Origin of the sequence: Nocardia speluncae NBRC 108251, assembly GCF_001613245.1 — a bacterium.
GTDB lineage: Bacteria > Actinomycetota > Actinomycetes > Mycobacteriales > Mycobacteriaceae > Nocardia > Nocardia speluncae.
Genome location: NZ_BDBZ01000045.1, coordinates 38,997 through 61,842, shown reverse-complemented (window position 1 = coordinate 61,842; position 22,846 = coordinate 38,997). Strand labels below are relative to the sequence as shown.

20 protein-coding genes, 1 tRNA gene and 1 pseudogene are annotated in these 22,846 nt (G+C 66.3%); 12 read left to right on the top strand and 10 right to left on the bottom strand.

All coding sequences use genetic code 11. From position 1 onward, the window contains the following. Positions 1–383 precede the first annotated feature (383 nt). Positions 384–3,641, top strand: coding sequence for a (Fe-S)-binding protein (locus NS6_RS31280; RefSeq protein WP_068049593.1), 3,258 nt, complete (start codon positions 384–386; stop codon positions 3,639–3,641). A 308-nt stretch (positions 3,642–3,949) separates the two neighbouring features. Here the strand turns inward: NS6_RS31280 and NS6_RS31275 are convergent, their stop codons facing one another. After that, positions 3,950–4,381 (bottom strand): PPOX class F420-dependent oxidoreductase, encoded by a 432-nt coding sequence (locus tag NS6_RS31275; RefSeq protein WP_068049650.1) that lies wholly within the window; start codon positions 4,379–4,381, stop codon positions 3,950–3,952. Positions 4,382–4,519: 138 nt separating this feature from the next. Here NS6_RS31275 and NS6_RS31270 point away from each other — a divergent pair, with 138 nt between their 5' ends. Next, complete coding sequence (locus NS6_RS31270) at positions 4,520–5,299, top strand: phytanoyl-CoA dioxygenase family protein (RefSeq protein WP_084471579.1); 780 nt, start codon at positions 4,520–4,522, stop codon at positions 5,297–5,299. 126 nt (positions 5,300–5,425) lie between these two features. Here the strand turns inward: NS6_RS31270 and NS6_RS31265 are convergent, their stop codons facing one another. The 3 genes from NS6_RS31265 to NS6_RS31255 form a co-directional block, all read right to left on the bottom strand. Further along, positions 5,426–6,568, bottom strand: a complete 1,143-nt coding sequence (locus NS6_RS31265; RefSeq protein WP_068049590.1) for an acyl-CoA dehydrogenase family protein — start codon at positions 6,566–6,568, stop codon at positions 5,426–5,428. Then, positions 6,568–7,800: an acyl-CoA dehydrogenase family protein gene (locus NS6_RS31260; protein ID WP_068049589.1), complete on the bottom strand. Its 1,233-nt coding sequence runs from the start codon at positions 7,798–7,800 to the stop codon at positions 6,568–6,570. Before NS6_RS31260 ends, NS6_RS31265 begins: the two co-directional genes overlap by 1 nt. Before the next feature lie 134 nt (positions 7,801–7,934). Then, positions 7,935–8,471 carry a YdcF family protein gene (locus NS6_RS31255; protein WP_068049648.1) on the bottom strand — a complete coding sequence of 179 codons (537 nt, stop codon included), beginning with the start codon at positions 8,469–8,471 and terminating at the stop codon, positions 7,935–7,937. A 192-nt stretch (positions 8,472–8,663) separates the two neighbouring features. On the opposite strand from NS6_RS31255, the gene NS6_RS31250 reads away from it, so the two are divergent. Next, on the top strand, positions 8,664–9,986 hold the full coding sequence (locus tag NS6_RS31250; protein ID WP_068049587.1) for a UDP-glucose dehydrogenase family protein: 1,323 nt from the start codon (positions 8,664–8,666) through the stop codon (positions 9,984–9,986). A gap of 156 nt (positions 9,987–10,142) precedes the next feature. Next, positions 10,143–12,071, top strand: a complete 1,929-nt coding sequence (locus NS6_RS31245; RefSeq protein ID WP_084471578.1) for a DUF7159 family protein — start codon at positions 10,143–10,145, stop codon at positions 12,069–12,071. Positions 12,072–12,421: 350 nt separating this feature from the next. Here the strand turns inward: NS6_RS31245 and NS6_RS31240 are convergent. The 3 genes and pseudogenes from NS6_RS31240 to NS6_RS31230 all read right to left on the bottom strand — a co-directional run. Continuing rightward, positions 12,422–13,687 (bottom strand): annotated as a pseudogene (locus NS6_RS31240) (YibE/F family protein); the annotation flags it as partial. A gap of 323 nt (positions 13,688–14,010) precedes the next feature. Further along, entirely contained in the window at positions 14,011–15,264 is a 1,254-nt protein-coding gene (locus NS6_RS31235; RefSeq protein WP_068049582.1) for a pyridoxal phosphate-dependent aminotransferase, read from the bottom strand. An 82-nt stretch (positions 15,265–15,346) separates the two neighbouring features. After that, the gene (locus tag NS6_RS31230) at positions 15,347–16,720 is read right to left on the bottom strand and encodes a helix-turn-helix domain-containing protein (RefSeq protein WP_068049580.1); all 1,374 of its coding nucleotides are present in this window, start codon (positions 16,718–16,720) and stop codon (positions 15,347–15,349) included. A gap of 237 nt (positions 16,721–16,957) precedes the next feature. Between NS6_RS31230 and NS6_RS31225 the strand changes: the two genes are divergently transcribed. Beyond that, on the top strand, positions 16,958–17,404 hold the full coding sequence (locus tag NS6_RS31225) for a hypothetical protein (RefSeq protein ID WP_068049578.1): 447 nt from the start codon (positions 16,958–16,960) through the stop codon (positions 17,402–17,404). A 141-nt stretch (positions 17,405–17,545) separates the two neighbouring features. Here the strand turns inward: NS6_RS31225 and NS6_RS31220 are convergent, their stop codons facing one another. Then, positions 17,546–18,058: a hypothetical protein gene (locus tag NS6_RS31220; RefSeq protein WP_068049576.1), complete on the bottom strand. Its 513-nt coding sequence runs from the start codon at positions 18,056–18,058 to the stop codon at positions 17,546–17,548. A gap of 99 nt (positions 18,059–18,157) precedes the next feature. Here NS6_RS31220 and NS6_RS31215 point away from each other — a divergent pair, with 99 nt between their 5' ends. Continuing rightward, entirely contained in the window at positions 18,158–18,727 is a 570-nt protein-coding gene (locus NS6_RS31215) for a TetR family transcriptional regulator (protein WP_068049575.1), read from the top strand. A gap of 57 nt (positions 18,728–18,784) precedes the next feature. Here NS6_RS31215 and dcd read toward each other — a convergent pair whose 3' ends face one another. Next, complete coding sequence (gene dcd, locus NS6_RS31210; protein ID WP_068049574.1) at positions 18,785–19,357, bottom strand: dCTP deaminase; 573 nt, start codon at positions 19,355–19,357, stop codon at positions 18,785–18,787. Positions 19,358–19,445: 88 nt separating this feature from the next. Between dcd and NS6_RS31205 the strand changes: the two genes are divergently transcribed. Beyond that, the gene (locus tag NS6_RS31205) at positions 19,446–19,817 is read left to right on the top strand and encodes a VOC family protein (RefSeq protein WP_068049573.1); all 372 of its coding nucleotides are present in this window, start codon (positions 19,446–19,448) and stop codon (positions 19,815–19,817) included. A 93-nt stretch (positions 19,818–19,910) separates the two neighbouring features. Further along, positions 19,911–19,981: transfer RNA gene (locus NS6_RS31200), tRNA-Gly, on the top strand. Positions 19,982–20,168: 187 nt separating this feature from the next. On the opposite strand, the gene NS6_RS31195 is transcribed toward NS6_RS31200, so the two are convergent. Continuing rightward, entirely contained in the window at positions 20,169–20,774 is a 606-nt protein-coding gene (locus tag NS6_RS31195; RefSeq protein WP_281211552.1) for a helix-turn-helix transcriptional regulator, read from the bottom strand. A gap of 207 nt (positions 20,775–20,981) precedes the next feature. Here NS6_RS31195 and NS6_RS31190 point away from each other — a divergent pair, with 207 nt between their 5' ends. The 4 genes from NS6_RS31190 (at position 20,982) to NS6_RS31175 (ending at position 22,827) form a co-directional block, all read left to right on the top strand. After that, positions 20,982–21,224, top strand: coding sequence for a hypothetical protein (locus NS6_RS31190; RefSeq protein ID WP_068049571.1), 243 nt, complete (start codon positions 20,982–20,984; stop codon positions 21,222–21,224). A 186-nt stretch (positions 21,225–21,410) separates the two neighbouring features. Continuing rightward, on the top strand, positions 21,411–21,614 hold the full coding sequence (locus NS6_RS31185; protein ID WP_068049569.1) for a hypothetical protein: 204 nt from the start codon (positions 21,411–21,413) through the stop codon (positions 21,612–21,614). A 182-nt stretch (positions 21,615–21,796) separates the two neighbouring features. Further along, positions 21,797–22,387 carry a hypothetical protein gene (locus NS6_RS31180; RefSeq protein ID WP_068049566.1) on the top strand — a complete coding sequence of 197 codons (591 nt, stop codon included), beginning with the start codon at positions 21,797–21,799 and terminating at the stop codon, positions 22,385–22,387. Positions 22,388–22,401: 14 nt separating this feature from the next. Beyond that, positions 22,402–22,827 (top strand): hypothetical protein, encoded by a 426-nt coding sequence (locus NS6_RS31175; RefSeq protein WP_068049565.1) that lies wholly within the window; start codon positions 22,402–22,404, stop codon positions 22,825–22,827. Positions 22,828–22,846 lie beyond the last annotated feature (19 nt).

The window sequence follows — 22,846 nt, the reverse complement described above, 5'->3', positions numbered from 1 at the left end:
TCCTCCCCGAGCGTTATGAGATGTCACGCTGTCCTGACAGATCTCGCTGAGCGTAATCGAATGCGTTGGCGAAAGGCGAGATTCGTATCCCAAACGTGAGAACCCGGGCGGGTAAGCCTGGCCTTAGCAAGGCCGTCGACAGCGGGCCCTTTACGGTGTTCATCAGCCAGAACAGTTATGGACCGCCAACCGAATAAGGTGACATTGATCACGGCACCCCGAACATGGGAAAGCCCAGGCAGATGGGGTGGTGGCGCCGCGGCGATCGTACACTGGACCCCAGTTGTTACCGGCGAGTAACTTACCGGCAGTTACGATACGAGCCGGACGAGGTAATCAATTGTTGCTCACACCTCGTGTTGCCTCGAAAGAAAGGTCGCGACATGAATGCCCTGACAGTGACGCTGGGCACCTTGGGAGCGGCGCTCAGCCTGCTGTGTTGGGCGTCGTTCTTCGGCGGCGTCCGGGATATCGTCCGCGCCATCATGCTGGGCCAGCCCGCACCTGATCGCTGGCGTCCGTTCATCCCGCGTTTCAAGCAGATGCTCGTAGAGTTCCTGGCGCATACCCGGATGAACAAGTTCCGGACAGTCGGCTGGGCCCACTGGCTCGTGATGATCGGCTTCCTGGGCGGCGCGATCCTCTGGTTCGAGGCGTACGGACAGACCTTCGATCCGGCCTTCCATTGGCCGCTCATCGGCAACACCGCGATCTACCACCTGTGGGACGAGATTCTCGGTATCGGCACGGTTGTCGGCATCGTGACGCTGATCGTGATCCGGCAGCTGAACCATCCGCGGGTCCCGGAACGGCTCTCCCGTTTCAGCGGTTCCGCCTTCGGTCCGGCCTATGTGATCGAGGCGATCGTCCTTCTCGAGGGCCTGGGCATGGTCTTCGTGAAAGCCGGCAAGATCGCGACCTACGGCCACGCCAACGGCGCGACCGATTTCTTCACCATGCGAGTGGCCGAACTACTGCCGGCCAGCCCGACCATGGTGTCGATCTTCGCCTTCATCAAATTGATGTCCGGAATGGCCTTCCTGTACCTGGTCGGCCGAAACATCACCTGGGGTGTGGCCTGGCACCGGTTCTCGGCCTTCCCGAACATCTACTTCAAGCGTGAGGACGACGGCGACGTCGCTCTGGGCGCAGCCAAGCCGATGATGTCCAAGGGCCGCGCCCTGGATATGGAGAATGTCGACCCCGATACCGACACGCTGGGTGCCGGCCGGGTGGAGGATTTCTCGTGGAAGGGCTGGCTGGATTTCACCACCTGCACCGAATGCGGCCGTTGCCAGTCGCAGTGCCCGGCGTGGAACACGGGTAAGCCCCTCTCACCCAAACTGCTGATCATGTCGCTGCGCGACCACGGCCGCGCCAAGGCGCCGTATCTGCTCGCCGGGGGCAGCAGGGATTCGGCAGGCGACGAGGTCGGCCTGGTCGATGCCGAGGGCAACCCCGACGAGGCGAAGCTCGCCCAGATCTCCGAGGCCGCCCGCGCCGAGGCCGAGCGTCCCCTGGTCGGCACCGAGGATGTCAGCGGCATCATCGACCCCGAGGTGCTGTGGAGCTGCACCACCTGCGGCGCCTGCGTCGAACAGTGCCCGGTCGATATCGAGCATGTCGACCACATCATCGATATGCGCCGCTACCAGGTGCTGATCGAATCGGAGTTCCCGTCCGAGCTCGCGGGTCTGTTCAAGAACCTGGAGAACAAGGGCAACCCGTGGGGCCAGAACGCCAAGGACCGGCTCAACTGGATCAACGAAGTCGACTTCGATATCCCGGTATTCGGTAAAGACGCCGACAGCTTCGACGGTTACGAATACCTGTTCTGGGTCGGCTGCGCCGGCGCCTACGAGGATCGCGCGAAAAAGACCACCAAGGCCGTCGCGGAACTGCTGGCGACCGCCGGGGTGAAGTTCATGGTCCTGGGTCAGGAAGAGACCTGCACCGGTGATTCGGCGCGGCGTGCGGGTAACGAATTCCTGTTCCAGCAGCTGGCCGTGCAGAACATCGAAATGCTGGATTCGGTGTTCGAGGGCGTGGAGCAGAAACAGAAGAAGATCGTCGTTACCTGCGCGCACTGCTTCAACGCGCTCAACAACGAGTACCCGCAGGTCGGCGGGACCTATGAGGTGGTGCACCACACCCAGCTGCTGAACCGGCTGGTGCGCGGTAAACAGCTCGTCCCGGTCGCTCCGGTCGCGCAGAACGTGACCTATCACGACCCCTGCTACCTGGGCCGCCACAACAAGGTCTACAACGCGCCGCGTGAACTGATGGCGGCCTCCGGCTCGAACCTGGTGGAAATGCCCCGCCACGGTGAACGGTCCATGTGCTGTGGCGCCGGCGGCGCCCGGATGTGGATGGAGGAGCAGCTGGGCAAGCGCATCAATATCGACCGCGTGGACGAGGCACTCACCACCTCACCCGCCAAGATCGCCACGGGCTGCCCGTTCTGCCGGGTCATGCTCACCGACGGTGTCACCGCACGCCAGGAGTCCGGTCAGGGCGAGGGCGTGGAGGTCGTCGACGTCGCGCAGCTGATGCTCGAATCCATCGAGCGGCAGCAGCCGGAACAGCTCACCGCCAACCTGACGGTCATCCAGGAACCCAAGGCCGAACCCGAGCCCGAACCCGAGCCCGAACCGGTTGCCGAAGCGGCGGCCCCGGCTGCGGAGAAGGCGGCTCCGAAGGGCGGCGGCCTGGCTATGAAGGGTCCGGCGAAGGCACCTGGTAAGGGCCTCGGCATGAAGGGCGCCGCCAAAGCACCCGGCGCCAAAGCACCCGCTGCCGAAAGCGATGCCGGCGAAGCCGCCCCGGCCGCGCCTGCCACCAAGGGTCTCGGAATGAAGGGCGCTGCCAAGGCACCCGGCGGCAAGGGGCTCGCCATGAAGGGCGCGGCGAAGGCCCCTGGTGCCAAAGCGGAAACCGCTCCCGCGGAAACCGCCCCGGCCGAAGCCGGAGAAGCCGAGGCGGCTCCGCCCGTGAAGGGTCTGGGCATGAAGGGCGCCGCCAAAGCACCCGGCGGCAAGGGGCTCGCCATGAAGGGGGCCGCCAAGGCACCCGGCGCCAAGGCACCTGCGGCGGAACCGGCTAAGGCCGAACCCACCACCGAGGCGGATTCCACCGCGAGCTCGGCCCCGACCGAGAGCAAACCCACGGTCGCCGCCAAGGGTCTCGCGATGAAGTCCGGGTTCAAACGCCCGGGCCCGAAAGCCCCGGGAGCCACGACCGCCGTTCCGGCAGCAGCGGAATCGGCCCCGGCAGCCGATACCGCTCCGGCGGAATCCACGGCACCGGCCGAACCCACGGAAACCGAGCAGCCCACCGCGGCAGCACCGGCCGAGAGCAAGCCCTCGAAGCCGGCCAAGGGTCTGGCAATGAAGTCCGGGTTCAAGCGCCCGGGTCCGAAAGCGCCCGGCGCGAAGGCACCCGCCGCCGACGAGCCGGCAGCCGCCGAAACGGCACCCGTCGCCGAAACCGCGGAGCCTGCACCGGCAGATTCCGCGGCCGAGGCCGCCGAATCGCCGGACAACGGCACCGCCGGCAACGGGTCCGGTGCGACTCCTCCGGCCGCCAAACCGGGCGCCCTCGGATTCAAATCCGGCGCGAAGGCCCCGGGACGCAAGAGCTGACCGAATAGCAGCAGAACGGAACGAACTCCGGCGAGTGTCGGGCGATCACGACATCGGCACGGCCGGGTAGGAGTTCGATCGACCAGGGCCCGGGCCCGGCACCGTGCCGGACCCGGGCCCTCGCGCTGCTGCCGGTTTCATGCGATCGAACTCCTCCCGTTCGCCCGGACGGTGCCGGGTCCCGAGGAGCGGTTGATCACCCGGTCATAAGCTCGGCCACCTGGTGGATCACGGCGTCGAACCGGTGTCGGCAACATATCGGGTGCGCCATGGGTAGATGGTCCACGCACCGACCGGCGTTGCGCGGCTCAGCGCAGGGCCGCGCCGTACACGTGCTCGACCGAAAGTTTCATGAGCACTCGGCGGTCGGAGACCATAACCGACCGATACTCGTCCCAATCCGGATGCTCCCCGGCGGCGGCACGGTAGTAGTCGACGAGTGCCTCGACCTCAGGGCCGTGCGGGTCGGTACCCGGACCGGTGAGCGTGACCGTGCCCTCCGCAGTTGCCCAGGCCCAGCCGTCGGCGCGGGTTACTTCCAGGGCCGCACGCGGGTCACGACGCAGGTTCACGGTCTTGGCCCGGCCCTCGGTCATCGAGACGTAGATGACGTCTGTGTCCCGGTCGTAGTAGGGAGTCACGGGCGAGAGCTGCGGCAGGCCGTCCGATTTGATCGTGGCCAGTATGCCCAGGCGGCTTTCGGTGAGCAGCGTACGCGGATCGAACTGTGGGTTCGTCATATCCCGGTCCAAGTCGTAGGCGGCCTCTGCTATTCCGAGCATGAACTCAGTGACAACAGGCGGACCCAACCACCGAACACGAGACGCCACCCGAAAATCACTGGCGCAGCCGCCCGGGTGGAGGTTCGAATGGTAGCCATGCTCAACGATGATCAGGTGTCCTCGTTCATCGACACCGGTTTCGTGCACCTGCCGGAGGCGTTTCCTCGTGCCCTGGCAGAGCAGTGCCGCGCGGTCGTCTGGAGCGATCTGAACGCATCGCCGGACGCGCCCGGTTCCTGGCCCAACCCGGTCGCCACCCGACCCGACTACTCCTGCGCACCGTTCGTGGCTGCCGCGAACACGCCGCGGCTGCATGCCGCCTACGATCGGCTTGTCGGCCCGAAGCGCTGGGCGCCGAAGACCGGCCTGGGCGGATTCGTAATACGGTTCCCCGGCAATGAGCCCGCCGTACTCGACGGCTGGCATGTGGACGCCAGCTTTCCGGGCCCGCAATCGAGCTTCACCGACTATCTCACTTGGCGGGTCAATATCCATTCGAAGGACCGGGCGCTGCTCATGCTGTTCCTCTTCTCCGACACCGGCGACTCCGACGCTCCGACCCGGCTCCGGGTCGGCTCCCACCTGGACGTGGCTCGAATTCTGGAACCGGAGGGCGATACCGGCCTCGACGCCCGGGAACTGGCCGGCCGCGCCGAACGGGCCACCGCGCACCGCCCACTTTCCTACGCCACCGGCCGAGCAGGCGATGTGTACCTGTGCCACCCGTTCCTCGTCCACGCGGGTCAACCACACCGCGGCACCGAACCCCGTTTCCTCGCCCAGCCGAACCTCGGCCCCGCCGGCGCGCCGCGGCCGGCAGAGCCGGGCTCGGCCTCGCCGGTCGAGACTGCTGTCCTGCGCGCGATCCGGCGATAGTCCGGCCTGCCAGCGCACTACCGGCATACCGGACCGCGCGGTGATCCCCCTCTGACGAGCCACCGCACGGCCCCGCACGGATTTTCCGCACTCCACTCGGGCACAGGTGAGTGGGGTGCGGGCCGATCAGCCCGTCAACGCGATATAGCGGGCGAGATGATCGGAGCTGTTTCCGAATTCGTACTCGATGGCGGTGAGCCGTTTGAAATAATGACCGATGGCCAATTCCTCGGTCATACCCATCGCGCCGTGCAATTGCACCGAATTCTGGCCGATGAAGCGGGTCGCGCGGCCGATGGTTACCTTGGCCGCGGAAATGGCGCGGGCCCGCTCGGCGGGTTCGGCATCGAGGGCGTAAGCGGCCAGGTAGGCGGCGGCGATGCTCTGCTCGAGTTCGATCAGCATATCGACCATACGGTGTTGCAGCGCTTGGAAACTGCTGATCGGAACGCCGAACTGCTGGCGTTGCTTGGTGTATTCGACAGTATCGTCGAGCACCTTGCGCATCAGCCCGACCGCTTCGGAGGCAACCGCGGCGATGGCGTCGTCGACGGTGGCGTCGATGATCGACCACGCCCGGCCTTCGGTCCCGAGTAGGGCGCCGACGGGAATGCGGAAACCTGTGAAGGTGAGATCGGCGGCGGTCCGGTCGTCGATGGTTCGGTAGCGGTGCATTTCGATGCCCGCCGGCGGCACGGCCGCATCGAATTCCACCAGGAACAGCGAGATTCCGTCCTGGTCGCGGCGTTCACCTGCAGTGCGGGCGGAGATGATCAGATGGGTGGCGATGGGCGCGCCGGTGACCACGATCTTGGCACCGTCGAGCACCCAACTCTCACCGTCGCGGCGAGCGGTGACCGAAACATCGTGGCGCACTTCGCCGGAGCCGGGTTCGAGGGCGGCGAAGGCGATCCGCGCACTCCCCTGGGCAATCTTGCGCAGCAGCTCCTGGGCGGGTTCGCCGCCGGAGCGGCGTAGCAGCCCGCCACCGACCACCACGGTGTCGACATAGGGTTCCACGACCAGCGCGCGACCCAATTCCTCGGTGATGATCATGGATTCGACCGGCCCGCCGCCGGATCCGCCGGTTTCCTCCGGCAAGGTCAGCCCGAGCACATCCAGCTCGGCCAGGCCGCGCCAGATCTCGGGCTGCCGGCCGGCCCCGGTTTTGACAGCGCTACGGCTTTTCTCGAGGTCGTAGCGGGCGGCGAGAAACCCGGCGAGCGCGGTGCGCAGCATCTGCTGTTCATCGGTGAAGGTGAAGTCCATCAGAGCCCCAATGCTGCCTTGGCGAGAATATTTCGCTGGATTTCGTTACTGCCTGCGTAGATCGAACCCGCGCGGTCGTTGAAGTAGCGCAGTGGCGCGACGGCCTGCCAGTTCTCGCCGCTGAGGTAGCCGTCGGCGGGCGGGGTGTATTCCGCGATCGGGCCGCCGGGTGCCGTGGCGTGCGGCTGGTAGACCCGGCCGCGCGGTCCGGCCGCGGTGAGCGCGAGCTCGGTGAGCTGCTGACTGAGTTCGGTGGACAGGATTTTCAGCATCGAGGAGGAGCTGCCGAGGTCCTTGCCGGAGGCCATGGCCGCCAGCGTCCGGAATTCCAGCACTTCGAGGACCTCGGTGCGGATGCGGGCGTCGGCGAGCTGGGCGGCGAAATGCGGGTCGGCGCTCAGCGGTTTCCCGTCGCGGCCGGGTTGGGCGGCTGCGGCGGTGGCGATGTTTTCGGCCATGGCCTGGAGCGCGGGCGCCATCGCGCCGCCGCCTCGTTCGTGGACCAGCAGGTACTTGGCGACGGTCCAGCCGTCGTCGATCCGCCCGAGCACATTGCTCTTGGGGACCCGCACGTTGTCGAAGAAGATCTGGTTCTGTACCTGTTCGCCGGAGCTCATGACCAGTGGCCGGATCTCGATGCCGGGGGCGGTCATATCCATCAGCACGAAGGTGATGCCCTGCTGTTTCCGACCCTCGCGGGAGGTGCGGACCAGGCCGAAGATCCAGTTCGCCTCGGTGGCGTGGGTGGTCCAGATCTTGCTGCCGGAGCAGCGGAAATCGTCGCCGTCGTCGACTGCGGCCATACTGAGCGCGGCCAGGTCCGAGCCGGCTTCGGGCTCCGAGTACCCCTGACAGAAGAAGACCTCGCCGGTGAGGATTCGGGGCAGGAAGTAGTTCTTCTGCTCTTCGGTGCCGAACGCGATCAGCGCCGGGGCCACCATCCGGATGCCCATCGGCGAGAGCGCGGGCGCGCCGGCCAGAGTGAGTTCGCGGCTGAAGATGTAGTGCTGGGTGAGCGACCAGTCGCAGCCGCCGTACTCGACCGGCCACTGCGGCGCCGCCCAGCCCTGCTCGTGCAGGATGCGCTGCCATTCCAAGCCGGCTTCATGGTCGGAGTAGACACTTGTCATCAACCGGCCCGCGGTGCTGATCTCGGGCGTCAGTTTCTCCGCCAGGAACGCCCGTACCTCGTCTCGGAAGGCCCTGTCGGCCTCCGACCAGTCGTAATCCATACACGCTCCCGAAGGCTTCATGCGTTGTCACAGCAGGTCCGGCGACTACCGGTGCTAGAGAGAATTTAGCCAGTTCTCTCTCATCGCGTCAAACTGAAGGCATGTGCCATCAAAGGCCGGGAAATTGCTCCCGCTCACTGGCCGCAGCCCTCGAAAGCCGCTTTCACATAGCTCGCCGATTGATACAGGTAGTCGTAGGCCCACCGCGGTAGCGATAGATCCGGGCGGGTGTCCACGAACAGCAACTCCCCATCCCAGCATTTGCCGAGCACATACCGGGCACGCGAGATATGCGGAGTGAAGGTCACCACGATGACCCGGTCCCAGCCGTGCACACGCGCCTGGTCGGCCAAGTACCGGCCCTCACCCCGGGTAGTCCGCGGCGACGGATCGAAGCACACCACCTCGAAGCTGTAACCCCCATGACAGATCCGGTTGATCAGCGGGCTGTCCTCGTACGGGTTGGAGATCAGCACCCGCGGCGCGTAACCCTCCCGCGCCAGCCGTAACCCCAGCGCTTCCCGGCCGTCGTGCGCGCCACCGAGCACGAGGATCGCATCGGCGGGCGCGGGCTCCTCGCGTTGCGGGCGAACATAGACCGGCCACAGCGCGAGCACCAACACCACGACGGCGACCATCCCGGCGGCGAGGAGGGTCGTTCGGCGGCGCATCGCCGCGATCCTACGGGCCACCGGCACCCGCCAGCGAAGTACGCACCGGGCCGCAGCGAACCCGTCGCAATGATCGGCGACGAATATGTTTGCGCAGGTCATCCGGTTGCGTCGTCGGGTGTACACCTGCTGTTGCCCGGCATCTCGCCTCGGTTTTCTGGAGTGGCCACCAGCACGGATTACCAATCATCTATGCGATGCACAGTCTTCGGCACCGGGTACCTGGGGGCCACGCACGCAGCGTGTATGGCCGAACTCGGCCACGAGGTTCTCGGGGTCGATATCGACCCGGGCAAGGTCGCGAAACTCTCCGACGGGGTCACGCCCTTCTATGAACCGGGCCTGGAAGCGGTGCTGCGCCGCAACCTGGACGCCGGCCGGCTCCGATTCACCACCTCCTACACCGAGGCCGCCGAGCATGCCGACATGCATTTCCTCGGCGTGGGCACACCGCAGAAGAAGGGTGAATACGCCGCGGACCTCAAATACGTGCATGCCGTGGTGGATACGCTGGCGCCGCTGATCACCCGCCCCTGTGTGATCGTCGGCAAATCCACGGTGCCGGTGGGTACCGCCGCCACGCTGGGCGAACGCGCGCGGGCGCTGAGCGCGGTGGATATCGAGGTCGCCTGGAACCCGGAATTCCTGCGGGAGGGCTACGCGGTCCGCGACACCCTGCGCCCGGATCGGCTGGTACTCGGCGTCGACGGGGCCCGCGAGCGGGCGCCGTGGGTACGCGGACTGGTCGAAGAGCTCTACGCCGATCTGCTCGCCGCCGAAGTCCCGTTCCTGCTGACCGATCTCGCCACCGCCGAACTGGTCAAAGTATCGGCGAATGCGTTCCTCGCCACGAAGATCTCGTTCATCAACGCGGTCTCCGAGGTCTGCGAGGCCACCGGGGCGGATGTCACCGTCCTGGCGGACGCACTCGGGTACGACGAACGGATCGGCCGCAGGTTCCTCAATGCCGGTGCCGGTTTCGGCGGCGGCTGCCTGCCCAAGGACATCCGGGCGTTCATGGCACGCGCCGGCGAGCTGGGCGCCGACCACGCCCTCGCCTTCCTCCGCGAGGTCGACAACATCAATATGCGCCGCCGCACCAAGATCGTGGATATGGCGGCCCGCGCCTGCGGCGGCTCCCTGCTGGGCGCCAATGTCGCCGTACTGGGCGCGGCATTCAAACCCGAATCCGACGATGTGCGGGATTCCCCGGCGCTCAACGTGGCCGGAATGATCCAGCTACACGGCGCCGTGGTCACCGTCTACGACCCGAAAGCCCTGGAAAACTCCCGCCGCGTCTTCCCGACTCTGAGCTACGCGACCTCGGTGCGGGAGGCCTGTGAACGCGCCGACGTGGTCCTCGTTCTCACCGAATGGAAGGAATTCGTCGAACTGCGGCCGCAGGACCTGGACTCGGTGGTCCGAACTCGATCTGTCATCGACGGACGAAATTGTCTCGATCGAGCCGCTTGGCGGTCTGCCGGATGGGTGTACGCAGGGCTGGGCACACCGTAGAGTCTGGTGAGCGAGCCGGACGTACGGTTCCGGCCTCCCGTGAGAACGGGACCGGGCGGTACTCTCGGACGAGCCGCCCGGTTCGGGGGACGAGCCGTCATCGCCGACTGGCCGGCACTCGCATATCGTGAAGCGGGAAGTACGGATGGGCTGCCGATGAGTTCAGTACTGGGAGTGTCGGTGGGGGCCGGCGCGATCCGCTTGGCGCGCCCACCTTCGGGCACAGCGCCCGGCACAATACCCGGTTCCGCCGTACCCGAATCCTTCGAACTGCGCACCTTCGTGGTGCCACCGGAAACCCCGAGTGCCGAACGCGCCGCACTTTCGGTCGCGGCCGCCCTGAACTCGAACCCCGCCATTACCTCCACCGTTCTGGCCTGCCGTGACGAGCAGCAGGCCAGGGCCTTGCATACGGCGATGACCGAACATGCCCTCAGCGATTACGAGCTCGTCCCCGATATCGACGCCGTCGTGGAGTTCGCCGCGGCCTCCGGCGCCCTGAAGGACGTGTCCTCGCTCGCTGTTTTCGATCTCGGCGCCTCCGGCCTCTCCGTGACGGTGGTGGATGTTTCCACCCGGCAGGTCCGGCATACCGAACGCACCGGCGATATCAGCGGCGAATATTTCGATTCGCTGATCCGGGAACAGCAGATCAACTCCGGCCGGATCGCTCATCCGCCGGACCCGTCCGGGCTCGCCGAACTCGACGCACTGTGCCGGTCGGCCAAGGAGCGCCTCTCGGCGGGGAACGCCGTCGCCCTGCCCAGCAGTTACGGGCCGGTACTGCTCACTCAGGAGAATTTCACCGCGCTCATCTCTCGCGCCGTCGAAACCGCCGCCCGCTCCGCCCGCGAGGTCGTCGAACGATCGGGTCGGCCGGTGCAGGCAGTGCTGGCAGTCGGCGGCGGTATGCGTATTCCGCTGGTGAGCCGGGCGTTGCGCGACGCCGTTGATATGCCGGTCCTGGTACCGCCGGAGCCGGAGTCCGCAACCGCCCGCGGCGCGGCGCTGCTGGCGGGCAAGGCCCGCTCGCCGCGGGCCCCCGAACCGGCGGCCGCGAGCGATATCGCCCCGGATTCCGAAGTCCGCGAAGCCGCCGCCGAAGGCGCCCCGCGGTCCGGCGCAGTTCCCGGGCATCCGGATGACAGTGGCGCGTATCCACTGCAATCCGATGCAGAGCCGGGCACCGCCGCCCCGATCTCCGGCACAGACCCGGCGTTACCCGGCTCCAGCACAACGCCGCCCGGCGCCGACCCGGCACCGCCCGGCTCCGGCACCGCGCTGCCCGGCGTCACTACGGCACAGTCCGGCCCTGCCGCCTCCCCTACCAGGCAGGCATCCGCGCCCACCGGTCTCCAGCCGAGCCCGGGGTCGGCCACCACCGTGGCTACCCACTCGGATTCCCGGCCTTCCTCCGCGGATCGACCGCCCGCGCCCGGTTCGCAGTATTCCCGCCCCGACCTACCGATACCGCAGGAGGGCATCTTCGGCCCACCGACCGGGCCTCCGAGCACGTATCCGAGCGCCGGATCCACAGGTTCCCGTTGGGGCGACGAACCGAACAACGACCATCCCGCACCGGCTTCCGTGCTGCCTCGCCCGACCGGCGCCGCGGCGCCGCGGCTGTCTCCGGACGAGGATCCCCCCACGGTTGCGTTGCGGCTGCCGGCGAAACTGTTGCCGCGTCGTTCGTTCGGTGAGCCACCGCAACGCCCCACCCGGGAGATCAGCGCGGCGATGGTGGCGGTGAGTGCGCTGGTTGTGGTGGCCTCGATCGGTATCGGCCTCGGGTACGGGCAGCAGATGTTCAGCCAGGATTCCGCCACCGTACAAGGCACTTCACAACGGCAGACCACCTCGGCGGTCACACCACCGGCAACCTCTGCCCCACCGACGGTGTCCACGACGGGGGCCGAGCACGCCCCTCTGGCCGAACCGCCGCCGGTCTACCAGTCGGAGACCGAGGCGCCGACGACCACCGCCGGCCCGAACACCTTCCAGGTCCCTGGCCTGCCGCCGATCGTCGTACCGACCATTCCTCCGGAGGCCCTTCCCTTCCCGCGGCCCACCCCCGCTGAGCGCTGAGCCCGTCAGCCCCGGCCGTAGCCCGGCTCGGGGCGCCGCCCCGGAGACGGAGGCCCACCGCCGGGCCGCTGCTGCGGATTCCACGGCTGCTGGGGCCCCGGCCGTGGGTGACCCTGTTGTTGCCGGCCGGGATTCTGCGGGCCGGTGCGCGGCGACCTCGGTGCATCAGGTTGCCGGGAGTCGGTGGGCGAGCGTGGACCCGAACGGCGGTCGGAGGAGCCCGGGGGCCGGACGCGGGGCTGGTCGCCGGTGGTCGGCCACGGTTGATAGTCGCGTTCGGCCCGGCGCCGCGACCCGGTCTCGGGACCTGCTTCCGGCCGCGGCACCGCGCGGTGGCTGCCCGTATCGGTGTGCCGGCCCTTGGCCTTACGCGCGGGTGCGGCTGGTTTCCGCGTACCGAACGGACGGGCGAGCAGCACCGCGATCCCAGTGGTCAGCGGCACCGAGAGCGCCAGACAGATACCGCCTACCGCGGATCTCGCGATTTCGATCGCGACGGCGTCGCCTACCAGCACATCGCGGATGGGCCGACCGGCCACACTGAACAACAGCAGCAGTGGCAGCGCACCACCCGCATAGGCGAGTACCAGGGTGTACACGGTGCTGGCGATATGATCGCGCCCGACTCGCATCGCCGCCGCGAAAATCTCTCCCCGGGTGGCACTCTTGTCGAGTTCGGCGAGTTCGAAGGCGGCCGATGCCTGGGTGATGGTGACATCGTTGAGCACACCGAGCGAGCCGATGATGAAACCGGCCAGCAGCAACCCGGTGATGCTCACGTGTTCGATATAGGTGGCGACGTTCGTGTTCTGTTCTTCGGACAGACCGGTGAGCGTGGTCGCCTCGATGACAGCCCAAGACAGCACCGCGGCGATGACCATCGACGTCAATGTCCCCAGCAGTGCCGAACTGGTGCGCAGATTCACCCCGTGTGCCAGGTACAGCACCGCGTACAGAATCAGCGAACCGGCCACCAGTGCAACAGGTATCGCGGGTTTTCCGTCCAGTAGAGCGGGCAGCAGGAACATCACCAGGACAGCGAAGGCGAAACCCAGGCCGAGGATTGCCCGGACACCGCGCCAACGCGCGATCGCGACGATCACCACTACGAATACGAGGAAGATGATGCTGAGCGGGAATCCACGGGAGTAGTCGTCGAACGAATACAGGGGCGTCCCGTCCGGCGCCTCCTGCCGCACGATGCGCAGTCCGTCCCCGGCGGCCAGATCGGGCTGGCCAGGCCCCGGCGCGATTTCCAGCAGCGTGTGCTTACCGGCATGTGGCCCCGACTCGATGGCGATCAGGCTGCGCTGGCAGTCGTAGACCTGCATGGGAGGCGGTGCCGGTTCACCGTCGAAAACCCGGCCGATGGAGGGGCTACCGCAGGCTCCGAGGTCCTGGCGGATCACGGTTCCGGCTTCGGTGACCACCGCCGAACCATCGGCGTTCTGCATGGGCAGCGGAATATCGACCTGTTGCCGATCAGGCCACAATGCGATGGTGGCGACAACCACGATGACGCCGATCGCGATCAGCAATCCGACCACCACGCGGGCGGCGGTGGCACCGATGGCGATCGGCCGAGAGTGATCGTGATGGTGATGGTGGTCGCTCACGCGGCTCAGCCTAGAGGATTCACCGGGCGCCGCTACGGCGTGCGGATAGCGCCCTACGCTGGGAATTCGGCAAGCTGCCGGAGAAACTCGGGAAGGGGCGGCGGAGAGCAGGGGGATGTCTCCGCCGCCCGGGGGCAGGCGCCCAGGGGGGTAGGCGGCCTAACCCGAGGACCAGGTTGCCCAGGGGGGGTAGACAACCTGGCCGGGCACTCGAAGTGCCGAAGCCCACTGTACACATACGATCTGGTTTTGTGCCAGTAGGTTCAGAAAATTGGCATTAATCCGGACGAAAGGTCTGTTTTTGTGCAGAATCGGCCGTCCGGCTACTGGCGGTAGCTCGCCAGAAAGTTGCCGAAACGCTCGATGGCAACCGCCAGATCGCGAGCCCAGGGCAGGGTCACGATGCGCAGATGATCGTGGTCGGGCCAATTGAAGCCGGTGCCCTGCACCATCAGGATCTTCTCCTGGAGCAGCAGGTCTTGAACCAGCTTCTCATCGTCGTGGATCTCGTGGACTTCGGGATCCAGCCTAGGGAATGCATACAGCGCGCCTTTGGGTTTGACGCACGACACGCCGGGAATGGCATTCAATCGTTCCCAGGCCATATCCCGCTGTTCGAGCAGCCGCCCGCCCGGCAGGATCAGATCCTCGATGCTCTGATAACCACCCAGCGCTACCTGGATAGCGTGCTGCGCGGGCACATTCGGGCACAACCGCGAGGATGCGAGCAGATCGATGCCCTCGAGAAAGCCGGCCGCATGCTCCTTCGGGCCCGTGATCGCCAGCCATCCCGACCGATAACCCGCCACCCGGTATGCCTTGGACAGCCCGTTGAAGGTCAGGCACAGCAAATCCGGCGCCAGCGTCGCCAGCGAAATATGTTTGGCGTCGTCGTAGAGGATCTTGTCGTAGATCTCGTCGGCGAGCAGCAGCAGCCGATGCTTACGGGCCAGGTCCACCAGTTGTTGCAGAATCTCCGCCGAGTACACCGCCCCTGTCGGGTTGTTCGGGTTGATCACCAGCAAAGCCTTGGTCCGGTCGGTGATCTTGGCTTCGATATCGGCGATATCGGGCTGCCAGCCGTTGCTCTCATCGCACAGGTAGTGCACCGGCGTACCGCCGGCCAGGCTGGTCATGGCCGTCCAGAGCGGATAGTCGGGGGCCGGGATCAGCACCTCGTCACCATTGTCCAGCAGCGCCTGCATAGTGACAGTGATCAGTTCGGAGACGCCGTTGCCCAGATACACACTGTCGACATCCAGCTCCGGGAAGCCCGGCACCAGCTCATACCGGGTGACAATCGCCCGCCGCGCGGACAGTATCCCTTTGGACTCGGAATACCCCTGCGCGTTGGGCAGGGCGGCGATCATATCCCGCATGATCACATCGGGCGCCTCGAACCCGAACGACGCCGGATTGCCGATATTGAGCTTCAGGATCCGATGCCCCTCGGCCTCCAGTCGTGCCGCATGTGCGTGTACCGGTCCACGGATCTCGTAGACGACGTTCTGCAGCTTCTTCGACTGCTCCAGAATCCGGGGGGCGGGATGCGAATGGCCAGTACTCACCCGATCCATGGTGCCACCAGGGGCAAGGGGATATCCGGCCAGGCCCCGGCACGTGCTCGTACGGTTACCGAAGGAGGCAGGTACGGTGCCCTCACCCGGCGCCCGGGGGCAGGCTACGGGTAGGCGTCGAACCGCAGAATTCCTCGATCTGCTCATCCAAGGACCTGGCTTGCGCCACACCACGGTAGGTGGGAGCACAGATCCGCCGGCGAACACCGGTGAGCCGTTCCTCGAGTTGCGCGATGCGCTTGTCCTCGGCCAGTTCGAGCACCGGCGACAGCGCCTCCGCCGCGCCGTCGAGGCTGCCGTTGATCAGGTGCGCAGCCGCCGAATCGACCCGGGCGAGCGCTTCGGCGCCGTAGGAACGCTGACGCGCCGGCCCACTGCGATACAACTCGATCGTGCGCTCCGTGGCGGCCAGCGCCGGTTCGGCCAGACCGAGGTGGATATAGGTGGCGCCCGCGTAGTAGCTGGCCTTGGCCTCGGCGAAGCCGAACACCCCGCCCACTTCGTCGTGCAGGCTGTCGGTGACCGGGCCCTCGCTCGCCGCGGTGGCAGCGCGGATACAGCGTTCGGTATCGACGGCACTACCGATCTTCGACCAGATCCGCGCCTCGATATTGTGCAGCCGCACCGCGGCGGTGGCCGAATCCGCGTACTGCTGTCCGCTCTGCGCCAGGGCGAGCGCCCGATGTGGCCGTTCGGACCAGTACTCGATCAGCGCGTGCATCCCCCGCGCCCACGCTCGCAGCCCGTTGTGACCGCAGATCTCCCCGTACGCCCAGGCCGCCCGGATCTGTTCACCGGCCGCGTCCAGGTAACCCAGATCGGTGCTCGCGTTGGCGAGCAACCCCGACAGGGACCCCGCCAGCAGGTATAGGTGACTGGTGTCGGACGGGCGCTGCTGCCCTTCCAGCAGCCGGTACACCCGGCGGCGGACCCGCAACATCTCCACCATCATCGGCATCGGCGGAGTGTGCACGTAGTCGTTGGCGATCCGGGTGACATCCGCGTCGAGCTGATCCAACGTGCTGGGACCGATATTCGTCGCCTCGGCCCGGCCCGTGTGATCGCTCGCTTCGTGTGCTGCCGCCATGATCAGATCCCTCTCCGAAATCGCCGCCGACCCGTCCCCGCGCACCGCACCGCTGTCGATGAGGGCCAGGAGTTCGGCGTCATTGGAATAGCTTCCGCGCACCGCGGTATGCCCACCGGTGCCGGCACCGGACACAGGGCCGACGGCTGTCAACGCGGCGAACCGGCCCCGCTCGACGTCATCGGACCTGGCCAGGCAGGTGTCGAGGGCAGCCTGGTTGACGGGTCGCGGATGCACCCGGTCGCCGCCGGCCTCCCATTTGGACACCAGTCGTTCGTGCACACCCAGATGTGCCGCAAACTCCCGGATGCTCATCCGTTTGGCCTCGCGAAGCGCCCGGGCCTCCTTTCCAGACCATTGGCCGACCACGTTGTCACCCTTTCCGAACGATTTCCTCCCAAGGGTACGAGCCGAATGTGACTGCAACCACAAGGAATTTCGCTACCGCGGCGAATGGCAGCGCAAGGGCAGTGGAACGAGAGCGCGGAGGCGGTTCCGGCACGCCGGTTCAGGCGGGATCCTGGAAGGGCAGAAGCGAAACCGCCACCGGCCGTGGCTCGGCACGCCAGGGAGGCCCGGCACGCCAGGGAGGCAAGGGGATTCACCGTGAATGTGGAAAAGCTCAGAACGGTCGACGACTGGGCCACCTACTATCGTCACGAATTCGGTTTACCGGCCACCGAACGCGGCGGCTTCGTGATGCTGCCGATCACCAGCCGGGCCTGTGTCATCCACCTACCCACCGAACGCGCCCGCGCCGTCCGCGAACTGCTGGATTCCCGGGATGTCCGGGTGCCCGTGCTGGCCCGCCAGATTCGCTGGAGCTTCGTGGCCTATCCGGATCGCCGGCCCGATCCCGAAGTAGTGGAGATGCTGCACCGCATCGATATCGACATCCCCGGCGTGGGCAGCGCGGTCATGCTGCCCACCGGGATGGGCCGCTGGAACAGGGAAGGCTGCAACTGGGTGGTACCGCCCGAACGCGACGGCCTGCTCCCACCACTGTCCTCGGTTATCAATGCCGCACTCTTGGCAGGTGGCAACCGGGAATGACCGGGGATGGGGCTACGTCCGGCAGCTCACAAGGCAGGCCGGTCGTAGCTCGCCCGCGGCGCCGACGGGTGACCGCGGGGAAAGGCTGTCCAGTACAGCCACCGGGATACCGGGCCGGCCTCTGCCCCGGCCGGCTCGGTATCACGGAAGTTGCCGCAGGACTCGCTGTGCGTCGGGTAACAGTTCGGGGGCGAACCGGCGATGCCCCTGGGAAGCGCGTTTCCAGATGCGCTCACCGACCGGCCGTTCGTACCGAACGAAGGTGGCCAGGGAAACACTGTTCTCCTCGATCTCGATCACGAGACTGCCGGTGAGCATCCACGACCGGGCCGCGAGGGTTATCCAGCTGTCGCCGGATTCGACGACCGGCCAGCCTGCCACCTGCGCCGGTGCGGAACGCCGGGCCAGCCGGAGCCCCAGCAGACCGCGCCAGATCAGCTGCCCCTTGCTCCCGGCGACGGTGTCGAGCGCGGCGCGTGCCCATGCCTCCGGGGCCCAGGTCGCCGCCGCCTCGGTGAGCAGCGTGAACTGATCGCTGTAGTCGTATTCGGTTATCGCGCTGCGCGCTCGGGTCGTATCGGTGATGTCGTACTGCTGAAATGCGATCGGATCGGAGTGGCCTTCGGCCACATGATCCACGGAAGGGTCAGTCATTGCCGCATCTCCCTCTGACTGTTATACGGTGGCGTACAACAAGCTACCTCAGTTATACGGTGGCGTATAGATGTCCGGCGGTAGAAGGGAGACACAACAATGGGAACGGCACGCACACCTAGTGCCGACTGGATCGACGAGGGCCTGCGGACCCTCGCTCGCGGTGGGCCCGACGCAGTCCGCGTCGAAGCGCTCGCCAAGAAACTCGGAGTCACCAAGGGCGGCTTCTACGGCTACTTCACCGACCGCAACGCCCTGCTGGAGGCCATGCTGAACACTTGGGAGCGGCGCAGTATCGACGAAGTGCTCGACAGCGTCGCCCGCGAAGGCGGCGACCCACGGACCAGAATCCAGCGAGCCGGTGAACTCACCCTCTCCCCGGAACTGCTGCCGATCGACCTCGCCATCCGGGATTGGGCGCGCCGCGACGAATCGGTCGCCGCCCGGCTGCGCCGGGTGGACAACCAGCGCATGCGGTTACTGCGCGAGATGATCGGTGCCTACTTCACCGACCCGGTCGAGCTCGAAGCTCGCAGCCTGCTCGCCTTCAGCGCACGAATCGGTATCCACTTCCTTGCCGCCGATCCGCCCGACGGCATGGACCGCGGCGAGGTCATGGCGCAGATCGCCGATATCGTGCTCGGCCCGACCGAGAACGACAGCCACTGAACACAATTGCGAACCCCTGCCGCCACGGCCCGCCCCGGCGATCGAACGCCGACAGCTTCAGCCCGGCAGCGGGAAGTTCAGATACGCCCGGGACGGCGTAGGCCCCCGCTGCCCCTGGTACTTCGAGCCGGCACCCGAGCTGCCGTACGGGTTCTCCGCCGGGCTGGTCAGCCGGAACAGGCACAACTGCCCGATCTTCATCCCCGGCCACAACGTGATCGGCAGGTTCGCCACATTCGACAGCTCCAGGGTGATATGCCCGCTGAACCCCGGATCGATGAACCCAGCAGTCGAATGGGTGAGCAATCCCAACCGGCCCAGACTCGATTTACCCTCCAACCGGCCCGCCAGATCGTCGGGCAGGCTGCACACCTCCAGCGTGGACCCGAGCACGAATTCCCCCGGATGCAGCACGAACGGTTCACCCGCGGCCGGCTCCACCAGGCTCGTCAGCTCGTCCTGACGCTGCGCCGGGTCGATATGGGTGTAGCGGGTGTTGTTGAACACCCGGAACACCCGGTCCAGCCGCACGTCGATACTGGACGGCTGGACCAGGTCGTCCTCGAACGGTTCGAGCCCGAGCCGCCCGGCGGCGAACTCCGCCCGGATATCACGATCGGAAAGCAGCACGCCACGAGCGTAGCGACCGCGATCCGGGCAGGTAGATCCCGGCCCGGCCGCACTGTTTCCTGTCACCCCCCGCGGGCATACTCCACCCATGTCAGAGACCAGTGCGCACACCCACCACGGCATCGACTACATCGAACTCACCGTCACCGATATGGACGCCGCCCGCAGCTTCTACCGGTCGGCATTCGGCTGGGAATTCAACGACTACGGTCCCGAGTACACCGGAATCCGCCGCTTCGACGGCAGTGAAGGCGAAGCGGGCGGCCTGGCCGCCGGCCCCGAAGTCAGGACCGGCGGCCCCCTGGTCCTGTTGTATTCGAACGACCTCGACGCCAGCCTGCGCTCCGTGGGCGCCGCCGGCGGCACTGTCACCGAAGGCCCGTTCGATTTCCCCGGCGGCCGCCGCTTCCACTTCACCGACCCCAGCGGCAACCAGCTCGGCGTCTGGTCCGAAACCTGACCGAGGCCACGTTCACCGGGGCCGGGATCGGCGAAAGATTTCGGTCCCGGGTCGGCCCTCTGCTAAGCTCGCGTTCGCGCCGACAGGCGTATTGCCGGTGTAGTTCAATGGCAGAACTTCTGCTTCCCAAGCAGACAGCGCGGGTTCGATTCCCGTCACCGGCTCAAAATGCAGGGTCGACTTCTTCCATCTCCGGTTTCCGACCCCCTCGAATCAGTCGCACCGGGGCGCCCACATGCTCACAGCCGTGAGCATCAGCACATCGCTAGATACAGCCTGACCTGCGGAAATATCGATTAGGCACCCACCCGCTCGCTTGCCTCCCCCCGCTGCCTGCGCATTGAATCCAGTTCATGGCGACCATGATCCATCAGTCTCGATCAGCCCGTGAACGACTCGTTCCACCTCGTCGCGGTCGCGGGCGATCGCACCCCACCCGCGGATCACCAGGCCCTCGCAGCTCTGACCGGCCCACGTCCCCCACGCCATCTGCCCATGCGGGTGCAGCGCGAAGTAGATCGTGCCCTTCGACCGGACCGCGCCATCGGCAGTGCGGTACCAGCCCATCAACGCCTCGTTATCCCACAGTCGCAGCTCACCGAGCCACTGGACCGAACCCTCGCCCACCGGCCGCGCCAGCGACCCGTTCAAGCTCAGGATCTCGCCTTGCTGACCGATCGTCAGAGCGTGGACATCGACGCGGCCGACGCCGTCTTTCTGGGATTGCCACGCCGCGCACCAATCCCCCGACAGATCGATTCCCCCGGGGGACTCCCCCGCGATTTCCGCGATCGGCACCTGCAGAGCGTGCGCCAGCTGCACGGACCGAGCCAAACTCGGTGCCTGCTCCCCGTTTTCCCACCGGCCGATCTGGCGTTTCGTGACCCCGACCAGGACCGCCAGGTCTTCCGCGGTCATTCTGCGACGCTCCCGGCCGCCGCGGATCGCCTTTCCCACCTTATTCCGGAAAGCCGTGTCCTCCACACTCTTATAGTGACACTTGCCTAACTAGTCTTCTCTAGACGACTAATTAGTCGTAGCATCGGTGGCACAACTTGCCACTTTCAGGGGCCGAATGTGGCAATACTTGCCACATTCCACCCGCCAAGGGGGCGCACATGACGCAGGGGACACACCGCCAAGCGGCCCGAGGAGGCCGCTGACATGTGGTATCACGTCACTGTCCGGCAGGATCGCGACCAGTTCTACATCCAGGCACCCGCATTCGGCAGATCCCGATTCGTGGACTCCAAGCCACGATTCGCCGACACCAAGGAAGCGATCGAACGCGCAGCCTTCGAGATGGTCGCGCAATGCGGCGCTTCGGCAAAGAAGTTCACCCTCGTGTTCGAATGGGAACTGCAGGCCGTCCAGACCGCCCAGGAAGACTTCCGCAACGCCGGATAGCCCCGGAGAACAGAGCCCCGTTTCGCCCGTGCCGCCAGTGCGGAAGAACTACTGGTCAACACGCCGCCGGGGCCTGCTCGACGAGTTCAAACCCACCTGCACCGACGATGGAACGAAGGCTGCACCAACGCCACCCAACTGTTCGGCGGGATCTCCGAACTCGGCTATCGCGGAAGCAAGAAGGTCGTGCTCAACTACCTGCACCCCTTCCGCAGCACCGGCCGTATTCCCCGCCCGGCACTCAAACCGCCGCAGGTTCGTCGGGTGGTGAACTGGATGATGAGCGATCCCGCCCGTCTCGACCCCGGCGATCGTCAGCGGCTCGATGCCATCCTGGCCGCGAGTACGGACCCCTCCCTGCTCCAGAGACGAATCTTACTGAGCGACTGATAATCTCGGTGTTCCGGATCACGGAATTTGTGCCAGATCCAGGATTGGCCTGCCGTTGACAGCCCCGCAGATTCTCTTACACCGGCAAGTCGCACCCATTTCGTTGCCATGCCCGACCGCTGCGCCGTACCGTTTAATGCATCGCGACTCTCAGTAGGTCAGCACGAGGGGAAGGCTCGGCCATGAACGACGACATCGATGCGGCTGCGCAGGACGATCCGGAGTGGGTGGTGTGGTCGAGCCCGGAGCGAATCCAGCGCGCGGTCGACACCCTGTTCGTCGAGACGCTGCCCACGGTGCCTGCAGACTGGAAGACGCAGACCGGATCGGCTTACCGGATCGGGCCTATGCCGCAGGGACTCGACCGGTACAGCAATGAATTGACCCTGCATTGGCTTGACGATGCCTTTGACTACTTCTTCCCCGATGAGGACGCCCTCTTCGAACCCCGCAATGCCGAACTCGTGAACGCGTTCGTGGCCTACATAGGCGAATTCTTCGTCAGGAAGTGCGACGGCCGCTGGATCAACAACCCCGACATGGGCGGAGTGCTCTCATCCGGGGACGGCCGACTCTACGGCTTCGGCCCGACGATCCGCTACGACTGGATCGACGAGACCGACTATCCGGTCGTCATGCTGTTCGACGCCCCCGGGACAGACTTCAGGCAGGCTGTCTCATCCGCGTGGTACTCGCGGGAGGTCGATTACGCTGCGGCTCACGGGCTGGACCATGAGCACCTAGAGCTACGGCGGGAGCACGGCCTGGCCTGATCAGGGGCCGGGGGATGTCCAACGACGAACAAATGCGTCGGCGTGCTGTCGAGCGCGCCCGCAAAGAGCAGCGCGAGCGGACCGCACAGGGTCGCAAGTCGAACGACATCGGGCGCTGGTTTCACCTCGGGATCGCGGAGATCCGCGGCGAGACGCGCGAAAGAGGCTGGCAGAGCCAGAGAACCGTCAAACTCCCGTCCGGCCGTGAGCGAATCCACGATGGCGCCCGCTCCCTGAAGGACCACGAATTCAGGGAGTACAAGAACGCCCAGGCCGTCGGTGGCAAGTTCGTAATGGAACAGATCTCTAAAGAACGCGAACACCTTCAGACCGACCCAAAGGCCAAGGGCGCCTGGGTCGTCGTCAGGGGTCCCCGGACCCGGAGGCCCGACGAGAGCACGAGAAGCTTGAACGGGACTTCAAAGACCGGTTTCAGCTGATCGAGATCTCAAAAGAGGA